This is a genomic window from Nitrospiraceae bacterium (assembly GCA_019637075.1).
In the GTDB taxonomy this organism is placed as follows: Bacteria; Nitrospirota; Nitrospiria; order Nitrospirales; family Nitrospiraceae; genus JAHBWI01.
This window is the reverse complement of sequence record JAHBWI010000017.1, coordinates 1-12,052: the sequence shown is the minus strand read 5'-3', so window position 1 is coordinate 12,052 and position 12,052 is coordinate 1. Positions and strand designations below refer to the sequence as shown.

Sequence of the window (12,052 nt, the reverse complement as noted above, 5' to 3'; positions counted from 1 at the left end):
GGAGGTGGCACAGGCCATTGCAAAGGCTCATCGTCGAGGCCGGCCGGTCATCGTCGGGATGGGCGCCCACGTTGTGAAGGTCGGATTGGGGCCGCTGCTCGTGGACCTGATAGAGCGCGGCATCGTGACTGCGCTGGCTATGAACGGAGCCGTCATCATCCACGACTTCGAGCTGGCCTTCATGGGGCACACCTCTGAGGAAGTCGACGCGGAGATCGATTCCGGTCGATTCGGCATGGCGGAAGAAACCGGCCGCATGCTCAACGAAGCCATTACGCTAGGCATGAAAGAGGGCCTGGGCCTCGGGGAATCACTCGGCCTCTACATCAATCGTCACAAGCAACAGTTTCCGAACCGCGCGACTAGCCTACTGGCCACGGGAGCCAGACTGGGCCTTCCCGTCACCGTCCACGTCGCCGTCGGCACCGACATCATCCATATGCATCCGTCCGCCGACGGCTCGGCGATCGGCGCAGGGTCACTGCTCGACTTCCGCCGCTTGGCCGCCGTAGTCTCCGGGATGGAAGGCGGGGTCTACCTGAACCTGGGATCTGCTGTCATCCTGCCGGAAGTGTTCTTGAAAGCCGTGTCGCTGGGACGCAATCTCGGCCACTCGCTGACGAACATCACGACCGTCAACATGGATTTCCTCACACATTATCGTCCCATGACCAACGTCGTGCGCCGCCCAACTCAGAAAGGCGGGAAAGGCTACGCCCTCACCGGTCATCACGAAATCATGGTGCCGCTGTTGGCCGCCGCCGTCATTGAAGAATTGTCCGGCCGGTAAATCCGGAATAGTACGCGTTCTCCTCGCACGGCCGCTGTATCGTTCTGTGATCAACATGGCACCCTCTGTCGAACCGCTCCTCACCCTGTGGACCGACCTCAACCGTCGATATTTTCAGGGCGCCTTACCGCCGATTCCCATCGAATGGAGCCGGCGGCTGACTTCCTCTGCGGGCATGTTCGTGTGCCGGGTCGGCCCGAGACATACGCACATGCAGAGCACCATCGATCAGACGCGACGCCGCTGCATCAAGCTGTCGTCGGTCCTCCTACCAATTCAAAACCTTGACCTGGATCGCGAAACGATGACGACGCTGGCGCATGAAATGATCCATCAGTGGCAATACGATGTGCTCAAGCGTCGTCCGAATCATGGTCAGGACTTTCGCCGCATGATGGCGCGCATGAACCAGGATGGCCTCGGCATCACGATCTACCATTCCTTGGGCAAAGAGGTCGCGGCGTTGGCGAAATATGCCTGGCGCTGCCAACAATGCGGCTCGATTTACCGGCGCCAGCGCCGGACCATTCAACCACGTCGGCACCTCTGTGGAGCCTGCCGGGGACCGCTCTGCGAGTTCGCGGTCGTACACGATGAGCCGCAACCGGAATCGATCCCGATGAGTTGCATGGGCAGGCAATTCAGTCTTCCGTTCCAGTCGAGCTAGGGTTTCATGTCCGCTCGTTGGCCTCGACAAATTCTGTTCGGCGATATCGACGCCATGTTCGCGTCAGCCGCGGTGCTGGCCGATCCATCATTGGCGGGCAAACCAGTCGCCGTGGGAGGTCCGCCTCCGCGCGGAATTATTGCGGCCGCCAGTTATGCGGTTCGACGATTCGGTGTGCGATCGGCCATGCCGACGATCCAGGCCCTGCGCCTCTGCCCTCAACTGGTCCTCGTCCCACCAGATCGGCCGCTCTATACACGTCTCCATCGTCAACTCCAAGAGGTGACGAACCGGTTCTTTCCTGAAACCGAGTGGACCAGTATCGATGAATTTTATGCGGATACGACGAGACTGCAAACTCGCCATCCGAATCCCCGCTCATTAGGGCAGATGCTCAAGGAGGACATTCTGCGCAAGACGGGTCTCACCTGCACCATTAGCCTATCCTCCGGAAAAACCGTCGCCAAGATCGCCGCCGATGCGCATAAACCAGACGGCCTGGCGGTGATAGAACCGGGCACGGAAGCCGTTTTTCTGGCCCCGCTGCCGATTCGCTCGTTGCCCGGCATGGGACCGAAATCGACCGAAGCCGTCGAACGCCTGGGGGTAAAGACGATCGGCGATTTGCTCCTTCCTCGCTTCGAATCAACTCTCCTACGCCTCCTAGGCACCCGCTTGGCATCGTTTCAATCGCTGGCCCGTGGCCTCGATTCCGATCCTGTAGTAGCCGACCGCGAGTCTAAAAGTGTCAGCCACGAAACGACCTTCGATGAAGATACGAACGATCCGGCCGTACTGGAACCGATCATCCATGGGTTTCTCGAAACGCTGGCGCATGAGCTTCGCCTGGAGGGTCTGGCTGCCGGTTCATTCACCCTGAAGCTGAAGGATTCGTTTTTTCGTATCACCACGCGGCAACGGAAGTTTGCCACGCCGTTGAACTATGACCCCGACATGTGGCCGGACATTCGCCGGGCCTTGGCAGATTTGCTTCAGCCGCGATCGCGATATCGGCTCGTGGGCCTGGGCCTGTCGGATCTGCTCCCCGCTCCCGAACCGCTGTTCGATCGCCGTCAACGAGATGCCGTGGCCGCGCTGGATAAACTGATGGAGCGACATGGCAGTAGCGTGGTCCGCCTAGGCGCCCTTCCTCTGGATGAGGAGTGGAAGAAGAAGCGAAAACGGTCCACGCCCGACTGAACTCACAAGCGCGTGACGCTCGGTACGGATTCGTGGTGGCGGACATTTTCTTCATCCTGCTAAGATGCATGATTGGATTGATACTGAACGTGATGCCTACAAAAGTGACCACGCGAGATGAATTGGTTCCACTGCTGGCCGAGCGCCGTCAGCGGAAAGAACGCATCGTTTTTACAAACGGGTGCTTCGACCTCATGCACATCGGCCATGTCCGGTACCTGCAAGCAGCCCGCGATCTGGGAGATCTGCTCGTGGTCGGTGTGAACTCCGACGGTTCCGTACGCGCCCTGCACAAGGGTGCTGATCGTCCCATCGTCCCCGATGTCCAACGGGCCGAGGTGCTCGCTGCGCTGGCCTGCGTAGACTATGTGGTCATGTTCCCGGAGCCCGACCCCGGAGCCCTTATCACAGCCCTCCAACCGGACGTTCTGGTCAAGGGAGGAGACTGGCCGCTCGACCGGATCATCGGCCGTGAGGTAGTTGAGGCACGCGGCGGGCTGGTCCAAACCATTCCTCTCGTCCCCGGCGTCTCAACCACGACCCTGGTACAACGTATTCGATCCACCACGGCATAAGGATTTCGTGCCACCTGTAGTGCCATCGCATCTCACGAACTGGCTCGCGCCTGCGCGAGAAGCCCTTCGAGCCGGCTCCGGCAAACCCTGCCTGATGGGGTTGCACGGCTCCACGGCCGGCTTCGGTCTCGCCCTCCTCACGCTGAGCGCACCGGCACAACCTCTCGCCGATCGCTCATGGCTGATTGTCGCCAAAACGGATGACGAAGCGGAGCGCCTCTATCGCGACACGCTCTTTTTCAGGACCCTCTGCGGACAATCAGGCGATGACCTGGCCCTGTTTCCAAAATGGGAAACGCTGCCCTACGAATCGACGGTGCCCCACATCGACCTCGTCGCCCGCCGCATGCAGACGCTCAATCGACTCTGCACCACAGCTCGCACGGTGCTCTTTACGTCCGTGCCGGCGCTGACGCAACGTGTGCTGCCAGCCCTGGTCTTCACCGAAGCCATTCTGCAGTTTCAACCGAACAGCGATCTGGAGCGCGAAGTGCTGGTCTCGAGCCTGTTGCGCCTCGGCTATCGCAAGGGATCGGTGGTGGAGATCCCGGGCGAATTCAGTATTCGTGGAGGCATCGTCGACATTTATTCGACGGCCTATCCGGACCCGCTGCGAGTGGAGTTTTTGGGCGACACGATCGAATCGATCCGATTTTTTGATCCGGCCACGCAAAAATCGACCGATAAGATCAAGCAGGCCTGGGTCCTGCCCGCGCGAGAACTGATTCGCTCAGACGATGCACCAGACGCGCTTACGCCCTTGGCCGCAGATGCGGAATGGCATGCCCCGTCGGTCTATGGGGCGATGGACAGCCTGCTGGATTATTTTCCCCAACCGCCCGTGCTGGTACTGGATCAGCCCGGCGCCCTCAAAGCTCACACGGCAGAATGTTGGCAGACCATTGAGGAAGGGTACCTGCGTCACGAAGATCGCACGGATCCGAATCCCTATCCGACTCCGGACCAGCTGTACCTCACGTGGGATCAACTCGTCACCGCCACTCAAGACTATGCGACCCTTGCCCTGGAGCCGGTCACTGCGCCGGATGCGAGCTGGGAACCGGTGCTGACCTGTCCCGCGCAAACACCGGCCAGCGTGGGACTCGGCCAGCGCGGCACGGCGTTTAGTCAGACATTGGAAGTCCTCGATCGGCTGCGCGAAGGCGGGCCCGTGGTGCTGGTCGCCCGGAGTCAGGGCCAAGTCGGCCGGCTGCTCGCGCTCTTCGGCGAGCACGATCGACCGGCGATGGAGTGGAAACCCGCGGCCCTTTCCGCAGGCGGCGCGCAGAAGGCCCCATTTTCGGTCCTGAACGGAGAGGTCTCGTCGGGATTCCTTTCGCCCGACTTGCGGCTCGTCGTGCTGACCGAAGAAGAACTGTTCGCAAAGGGTGCCCGGCACAAACCGCAACACAAGAGCAAAGCGGCCACGTTTCTCTCTTCGCTCGAAGATCTGAACATCGGCGATTTCGTCGTCCACATGCAGTACGGCATCGCGAAATATCAGGGATTGCGCCGGCTCTCGGTCCAGGACTTCGACAGTGACTTTCTGGTGCTCGAGTTCGCCGGGACCGATAAGCTCTATGTGCCGCTCGACCGGCTGAGCCAGGTGCAGCGCTATGCAGGGGCCGACGCGCATGTGCCGCGCCTCGACCGGCTCGGCGGGACGAGTTGGGCAAAAACGACGGCGCGAGTCAAAAAAGATATCGAAGAAATGGCCCATGAGCTCGTCGATCTCTACGCCAACCGCGAGCTGGTCCATCGGACGTCGTACGGCAAGGACAGCATGCTGTATCACGAGTTTGAGGCGGCCTTCGAATATGAGGAAACCCCGGATCAGCGGAAGGCCATCGAAGATATTGCGAAAGATCTGGCCTCCACCAAACCGATGGACCGCCTCGTCTGCGGGGATGTGGGCTATGGCAAAACGGAAGTGGCGATGCGGGCCGCCTTCAAGGCCGTCGAAGAAAACCGGCAGGTGGCCGTGCTGGTCCCGACCACGCTGCTTGCCCATCAACATTACGACAATTTCGCCGAACGGTTCGCGCCCTTCCCCACCCGCGTGGCGCTGTTGTCCCGCTTTCAATCGCCCAAAGACACGAAGGCCATCATCAAGGATACGGCGGCGGGTCTGGTCGATGTGCTCATCGGCACCCACCGGCTCTTGCAAAAGGATGTGCAGTTTCGCAACCTCGGCCTCGTGATCATCGACGAGGAACAATGGTTCGGCGTCAAACATAAGGAACGCTTGAAACAGCTGCGTACCCAGGTCGACGTGTTGACGCTCACCGCCACGCCAATCCCGCGCACCCTGCAAATGACCATGGCCAGCGTGCGCGACCTGTCCATCATCGACACGCCCCCGTCCGGGCGCCTTGCGATTCGCACCCAAGTGCTTCGGTTCAGCGAAAAAGCGATCCGTGAAGCGATTCTCCGCGAGCTCGGCCGGGGTGGACAAACCTACTTTGTCCACAATCGCGTGGAAACCATGGAACGCATGGGCGCGTGGCTCCAGGAACTGGTCCCTGAGGCTCGCATTGTGATGGCACACGGCCAGATGGATTCCAAACCCCTCGAAGCCGTGATGTTGAAATTTTTCCACCGGGAAGCCGATATCCTGATCGCGTCGGCGATCATCCAATCCGGCATCGACGTGCCGACCGCCAACACGATCATCGTCAATCGCGCCGATACGTTTGGCCTGGCCCAGCTGTACCAGCTGCGCGGCCGGGTGGGGCGTGGTGGTGAACAGGCCTACGCCTATTTCCTGGTGCCGGATGAAGGCAATCTCTCGGACGACGCGCAGAAGCGGCTGACCGCCATCCAGCAATTTACCGAGTTGGGGTCGGGATTCCGGATTGCAGCGGCGGACCTGGAAATCCGCGGGGCAGGGAATCTGCTCGGCAAACAACAATCCGGGCACATTGCCGCCGTCGGACTCGATCTCTACCTGCAAATGGTGGAACAAGCCGTCCAGCGCCTGAGGGGCCAGGTCGTCGAAGAGGAGCCGGACCCTACCCTGCGTCTCAGCGTCTCGGCCTACATTCCGGAAGACTACGTGGTCGACAGCCATCAACGCCTCTCGCTCTACAAACGGTTGTCCTCCTGCGGACAACTCGGCGACCTCGCACTCATGCATGGCGAAATTGAAGACCGGTATGGGCCTCCGCCGGACCCAGTCGAACGACTGTTCGAACTCATGCAGATCCGGCTCCTGGCCAAACAACTCCGGCTCAGTTCGGTGGTCGAGCAAACGCATGCAGTCGTGATCACCTTCGATCCCAAGGCGAAAGTATCGGAAACCGCTGTGCAGGCCCTGATGGACCGATATAAAAAACGGCTGCGATTTCTGTCGCCTTTGTCGTTTGAACTCCAGATGCCGCATGACGACTGGAGTTTGGTCTTTCCAGAACTCAACGCAACCTTGCAAACCCTTCACGTCTGTGGTACCAACAATCAAGAGCCACGGACCGGCTCTACCTGATCTTCCCAGAAGGATGCTCCGCCCCGACCGCATGACATCACCGCAGACACCAGACATATCCCCCTGGCGGGCACGACTGACCGGCACCGCGCTAGCCTTGTGTGCGCTGGGCTCATTGGTCGGCTGTACCGAACCGCCGCAGGAGGAACCGGTGATCGCGATGATCAACGGCCGCTCCATTACCCAGGCTGAGTTTGACATCCGCTGGGAAGAACTCTCCCAGGCGACCCGCGCCAGGTATGAAAAAGAAGGCGGGAAACGCCGCTTCCTCGACGAATTGATCATGCGCGAGCTGTTAATGCAGGAAGCGCGTAAACAGGGCTTGGACCAATCGGATGACATCCGGGAGAAAACCCTGCGCTATCGCGAGCAGCTGATTCTCGATGAACTCCTGAAAGACCGGATCAAGACCAAGGTTGAAGTGTCCAAAGAAGAATTGGATGCCTACCTCGAAAAGCACGCCAACCAGCTCCTGGCCAATCCAAAAGTCCAAGTCTCGGTCATGCTGCTACCCAACGTGTATGCCGCGAAGGATCTCAAGCGCCAGGTGGAAGGCGGCGGGAACTTCACCCGCTTTGCCCTGCGCTATTCGATCGACGAACGCAGCCGCGCCAAAGGCGGCGACCTCGGCCCCTATCGAAAGGGCCTGCTGGAGCCTGAACTGGACGCGTTGATTCCGTCGCTGCACCCCGGCGTCCTCAGCGATCCGATCAAGACCGACAAGGGTTACTATCTGATGAAGGTCAGTCCCCTGGAGCCGGAAATTTTACAGGCCGACCAGGCCACCCGTGAACGGCTTCGCCAGGAACTCCTGGCTGAGAAGCGGCGGAAACGCCTTGATGATGTCTTTGCCGAACTCCGCACCGGTGCGACGATTCGCATGGCTGATGCGGCCCGTTATGTGACCGATGAACCAGGGCGCCCCTAACCCCCTGCGCAACGGCTTCCTGCCCGCGTTCCGTCTTCACGCCTCCTTCCTTTTCATCGCAAGATCGCTCCCTTTCTGAAGTCTCGATTGTGTACAATCCCCTTACCGTGATGAATGCCCGATTATCTTTCCTTTCTCATTGTGTCCGCGCCGTGAGACCAACCTCTCTGCAATCGCTCAGCCGACCGGCTTTGGCCGGCCTATGCCTTTACGTCTGGGCAGGGCTGTTCCCGGCCGGTCCTGTCGATGCCGCCAAATTGGAAGACCGTATCGTCGCAGTCGTGAATACCGACCTGATCATGCTCTCCGAGCTCAAGCGCGACTTGCTTCCCGATCAGGAGCGCCTTCGCAAACTGTACAGCGGCGAGGATCTCGAACGCCGCCTCAAGACCGCGGAAGCAATGGCCGTCACGAAGATGATCGAGCGCAAGCTGCAGCTCCAGGCCGCGAAGAACAAGGGCGTAGAGGTATCCGACCAGGAAGTCACGCAGGCCGTGCAGGAAATGAAGAAGCAGGGCGAAACCCTCAACCAGGCAGACCCCAACACCACCAGAAGCGTCCGTGAACAGCTGACGTTGATGCGTGTCGTCGACCGGGAAGTTCGAGGCCTGATTATGGTCGCCGATTCGGAAATGAAGCGGTACTACGAGGAGCACCAGGATCGTTTCGCCTACCCCGAAGAGTACCAGTTGAGTCAAATTCTCATTAAACCGCGGACACCGGACGGCCTCTCCGTCGCGCAGGGACGGGCCGAAGCCCTCCTCGCGACGCTCAAACAAGGCGAACCCTTTGAAGATCTGGCGCTGCGTTTTTCCGATGGCGCAGACGCTTCGCGCGGCGGGCGGTTAGGACTGGTTAGGCAGGGGGAACTGATTCCGGCACTGGAGCAGGCGCTCACCTCGGTGCCGGTGGGGCAGATTACAGGAATCGTAGAAACGGCTGAGGGGCTGCATATCGTGCGCGTCGATGACAAAAAGCCGCGCCAGTTTCGCCCGTTCGAACAAGTGAAGGCGGAAATCCAGTCCCTCGTGTTTCAGCAGAAGACCGAAGACCAATATCAGATTTGGATGGCCGATCTGAAAAACAAGGCCTACATCGAGATCAAGTTTTAACAGGATGCTGAAAAAGTCCGCCAGCAGCGTTCTCGCCTCGCTGTCCGGATCCGTGAAGCGTGAATCGTGAAGCGTATCTCGCAAGAACGTCGCAGCCGATTCTGCAACGAAAGACGAACGACGTTTCACGATCGACGAACGAAGAGGACGGTCTTTTTGAGCATCCTGCGGTCGTGTTCTTTTGCGATATCACATCTGCGCGCTATCAAAGTTCTCTCGTGCCACACTCGTGTTTCCGCAGTCCATTAAACTGCGCGCGTATCTCGCCCCATAACGCGTCCCGTCCCTCGTGGGTTTCGGCCGAATACAGAATAACCGGCACCTCCGCCGGCAGTCCGCAGGCAACGCGCACTTTGGTAAGCGTTGGCTTCCGCTCGCTCTGCCGCAACTTATCGGCCTTGGTCAGTACGATGATGAGGCCGCAGCCGAGGGACTGCACCCACTGGATCGTCATGACATCTTGCGGCATCCAGACGCGCGACTCGATCAACAGAATCACCGTGCCGAGCGATTGCCGCTGCTCAAGATATTGTTCGATCATCGGCCCCCATTGCGCGCGCGTGGCCTTGGAGACCTTGGCATAGCCGTATCCAGGCAAGTCCACCAGGGACAAGAGCGGCAGCTTCTGGTCGGATGTACGAACAGTGAAAAAGTTGACGGCCCGCGTTTTACCCGGCGTCTTGCTGACCTTCGCCAACTTTTTCCGATGCAGCAGGGAATTGATCAGCGACGACTTGCCGACATTAGAGCGTCCCACGAAGGCGATTTCCGGCAACCCCTCGGCAGGAAACTGTTCTGGAGAGACGGAACTTTTGATAAACTCGGCGCTGAGTAGTTTCATAATGCTCGCAGGAAACGGCCATGCGGGATGCGCGCCACCTTAGGCCAGCACGACGGACTGGTGAGCCATCTCGTGCATTCATAGATAGAGTGTAGGGAATGAGCAAGTCAACAGGCAGTCGGTTCGGGCGCATATTGTTTTGGATGACCGTGCTCATTGGTTTGCCGGCTGCCGCCTTGGCCTTGTACTGGTTGGCCACGCTGCCCGACGTGTCGCGCCTTGCGAAACATCACCCCACGGAAACGGCGGTTATGGAAGCCCGGCGGGCTCAGGCCAAGGAACAAGGCCATCCGCTGCACATCAAATTCGCCTGGGTTCCCTTATCTCGAATCGCACCCGCCCTTCAGCGTGCCGTCGTCGCAGCCGAAGATGCCTCGTTCTTCGCGCATGAAGGATTCGATTGGGAAGGCATCAAAGATGCGGCCCTCTATAACCTGGAGGTCGGCGAATTCAAACGCGGGGGCAGCACCATCACGCAGCAGCTGGCGAAGAATCTTTATCTTTCTTCCGAGCGGTCCCTGTTGCGAAAAGCCCGGGAAGCCTTGATCACACGCTCCCTGGAGCACCATTTGACGAAGAAACAGATTCTGGAGCTGTATTTGAATGTCGCCGAATGGGGGCAAGGCGTGTTCGGAGCGGAAGCAGCCGCGCGGCACCATTTCGGAAAATCAGCGGAGGATCTCACAATTGAGGAGGCGGCCTTACTGGCGGCGATTCTGCCTTCTCCGCGGCGCTATGACCCGATCAGGCACACGGCCTATCTCACTCGACGGCAACGCCACATCGTTCGCTGGCTGGAGCGGGGAAACGGCCGGAAAGCGCCTTCGATTAATCGCAGCCCGTCAGACTTGCACGAGGTGATGGTGACGCCTGAAGATTGATCTCCGCCTGTTTTGTGCCCGTTACTCCGAATCCCCTATCGTCGAAAAATCCCGCTCTCCGAAAATCGCCGACTCGTGGACGTAATATTTAAATTCGAGCAGATTTCCTGACGGGTCTTCCAGGAAAAACGTGCGATGCTCAATGCGCGTTCCGGGAAACCGTCGGCGGGGCTGCTGATACAACGCGAGATGGTTTGCCTGCGCGCGATCGGCCAACGTCTGCCATTCGTCCTCCGTCGTCAACACCAGGCCGAAATGGCTGGGATAAATACCCTTCTGCCGCTGGATCTTATCCTGGGAGAGGTGGGCGACAAGTTGATGTCCGGCGAGTCCGAATGTGACGGCCGTGGGAGATTCCCGGCCTAGCACACAGCCGAGTCCATCGACATAGAATTGCTTGGCTGCCGCCAAGTCGTGGACGGGAAAGGCAAGATGAAACAGCGCCGACATAGGCAGTGACCTCAAGTCACTCTAGCAGCCCCTGACAACGCTAGGCAAACCGGTCTCGCACGATGGCTCGTCCGTCTGGACCAATAATCCCGGCGATCATATGCGGGGTGCTGTGACGAATCGTGCACCGACCGTCCGGGGAGAGCACCAAGGCGCCGGCGGCGCCCTGAACGCGCTCTACAACTTTTCGCAGCACGCGGTTGGCCGCGGCCACCGGGCTCAGACCGCTCGCCAACCCATCCGCAATTTCTTTGGCGACGGCAACCCGAATGATGCTCTCTCCCAATCCGGTCATGGACACGGCACCGGCGTCATTATCGGCATAGACACCGCAGCCAATGAGCGGCGTATCGCCGACTCGACCAGGCAACATGACATCGACACCACCGGTCGATGCGCCGGCTGCCACGGTCCCTTTCAAATCCAACGCCACTGCCCCCACCGTTTCCTTCCCTAAGCTCCTTGCACGAAGGCGGCCGGTTTTCACAATGGCCTGATGCAGCTGCAACGTTCGACTTACCCCCGCTGCTGGTCTCAATTGCTTGGGCCGGACCGCCGTGGGCCGCCTTGGACGCGGAGCGCGCTCCAATCCGAAGTAGTTTGCAAAGCGGCTGGCGGACTTCCCGACCAGGAGGACATGCGCGGTTTTTTCCATGACGAGCCGTGCGGCGGCAATGGGATGAATGATGCCCTCGATGGAGGCCACGGCCCCGGCCCGAAGCTCACGGCCCTCCATGATTGAAGCGTCCATTCGCCGCACACCATCGAGTTGGTGATTGGAACCGCGCCCGGCATTAAACAGGCCGGAATCTTCCAATAGTCGGATCGCTTCTTCGACGACCGACAACGCCGGTACACCGGCCTTCAACAGACGATGGCCTTCGGCCAACGCGCTTTCGAGGCAGGCGGCTTGGGCGACGGTTAAGGCGCGGCGTCCCGCGCCCCCGTGAATGAGGAGAACCGGTCGTGGTCGTTTCAATTGAGAAGCAGATCTTTCACGCGACGGCAGGCAGGATCTTGCATGCGGTCCAAGTCCGACCGGACAAATCCCAGTCCAGTCACACAGAGCTCAAAGTTCTCCGACAGCTTGCGGAACAACGGGGTGTCTTGCTCGGGATCGTAATGGC

11 protein-coding genes are annotated in these 12,052 nt (G+C 59.6%); 8 read left to right on the top strand and 3 right to left on the bottom strand.

Going from position 1 to position 12,052, the window contains the following annotated elements:
- From KF814_19000 to KF814_18970, 7 genes are all read left to right on the top strand, one after another.
- Positions 1-790, top strand: a 790-nt coding sequence (locus KF814_19000) for a hypothetical protein (protein ID MBX3238242.1), incomplete at its 5' end; no start/stop codon positions are given.
- Between the two features lie 55 nt (positions 791-845).
- On the top strand, positions 846-1,457 hold the full coding sequence (locus tag KF814_18995) for a SprT-like domain-containing protein (protein ID MBX3238241.1): 612 nt from the start codon (positions 846-848) through the stop codon (positions 1,455-1,457).
- A gap of 6 nt (positions 1,458-1,463) precedes the next feature.
- Positions 1,464-2,657: a hypothetical protein gene (locus KF814_18990; GenBank protein MBX3238240.1), complete on the top strand. Its 1,194-nt coding sequence runs from the start codon at positions 1,464-1,466 to the stop codon at positions 2,655-2,657.
- A gap of 92 nt (positions 2,658-2,749) precedes the next feature.
- Positions 2,750-3,232 carry a D-glycero-beta-D-manno-heptose 1-phosphate adenylyltransferase gene (gene rfaE2 / locus KF814_18985; protein ID MBX3238239.1) on the top strand — a complete coding sequence of 161 codons (483 nt, stop codon included), beginning with the start codon at positions 2,750-2,752 and terminating at the stop codon, positions 3,230-3,232.
- 7 nt (positions 3,233-3,239) lie between these two features.
- Positions 3,240-6,713: a transcription-repair coupling factor gene (gene mfd / locus KF814_18980; GenBank protein MBX3238238.1), complete on the top strand. Its 3,474-nt coding sequence runs from the start codon at positions 3,240-3,242 to the stop codon at positions 6,711-6,713.
- A 151-nt stretch (positions 6,714-6,864) separates the two neighbouring features.
- Positions 6,865-7,641 carry a peptidylprolyl isomerase gene (locus tag KF814_18975; protein MBX3238237.1) on the top strand — a complete coding sequence of 259 codons (777 nt, stop codon included), beginning with the start codon at positions 6,865-6,867 and terminating at the stop codon, positions 7,639-7,641.
- Positions 7,642-7,793: 152 nt separating this feature from the next.
- A complete protein-coding gene (locus KF814_18970; GenBank protein ID MBX3238236.1) occupies positions 7,794-8,753 on the top strand; it encodes a peptidyl-prolyl cis-trans isomerase in 960 nt (319 codons plus the stop codon).
- A 205-nt stretch (positions 8,754-8,958) separates the two neighbouring features.
- On the opposite strand, the gene yihA is transcribed toward KF814_18970, so the two are convergent.
- Positions 8,959-9,594 (bottom strand): ribosome biogenesis GTP-binding protein YihA/YsxC, encoded by a 636-nt coding sequence (gene yihA, locus KF814_18965; protein MBX3238235.1) that lies wholly within the window; start codon positions 9,592-9,594, stop codon positions 8,959-8,961.
- A 98-nt stretch (positions 9,595-9,692) separates the two neighbouring features.
- Here yihA and mtgA point away from each other — a divergent pair, with 98 nt between their 5' ends.
- Complete coding sequence (gene mtgA / locus KF814_18960; GenBank protein MBX3238234.1) at positions 9,693-10,475, top strand: monofunctional biosynthetic peptidoglycan transglycosylase; 783 nt, start codon at positions 9,693-9,695, stop codon at positions 10,473-10,475.
- Between the two features lie 21 nt (positions 10,476-10,496).
- Here the strand turns inward: mtgA and KF814_18955 are convergent, their stop codons facing one another.
- Both KF814_18955 and KF814_18950 read right to left on the bottom strand, forming a co-directional pair.
- On the bottom strand, positions 10,497-10,925 hold the full coding sequence (locus tag KF814_18955; protein ID MBX3238233.1) for a VOC family protein: 429 nt from the start codon (positions 10,923-10,925) through the stop codon (positions 10,497-10,499).
- 40 nt (positions 10,926-10,965) lie between these two features.
- On the bottom strand, positions 10,966-11,904 hold the full coding sequence (locus KF814_18950) for an isoaspartyl peptidase/L-asparaginase (GenBank protein MBX3238232.1): 939 nt from the start codon (positions 11,902-11,904) through the stop codon (positions 10,966-10,968).
- Between the last annotated feature and the right edge of the window lie 148 nt (positions 11,905-12,052).

Coding starts and splice junctions, on each gene's coding strand:
- KF814_18995 (MBX3238241.1), top strand. CDS start 846: ATGGCACCCTCTGTCGAACCGCTCCTCACCCTGTGGACCGACCTCAAC.
- KF814_18990 (MBX3238240.1), top strand. CDS start 1,464: ATGTCCGCTCGTTGGCCTCGACAAATTCTGTTCGGCGATATCGACGCC.
- rfaE2 (MBX3238239.1), top strand. CDS start 2,750: ATGCCTACAAAAGTGACCACGCGAGATGAATTGGTTCCACTGCTGGCC.
- yihA (MBX3238235.1), bottom strand. CDS start 9,594: ATGAAACTACTCAGCGCCGAGTTTATCAAAAGTTCCGTCTCTCCAGAA.
- mtgA (MBX3238234.1), top strand. CDS start 9,693: ATGAGCAAGTCAACAGGCAGTCGGTTCGGGCGCATATTGTTTTGGATG.
- KF814_18955 (MBX3238233.1), bottom strand. CDS start 10,925: ATGTCGGCGCTGTTTCATCTTGCCTTTCCCGTCCACGACTTGGCGGCA.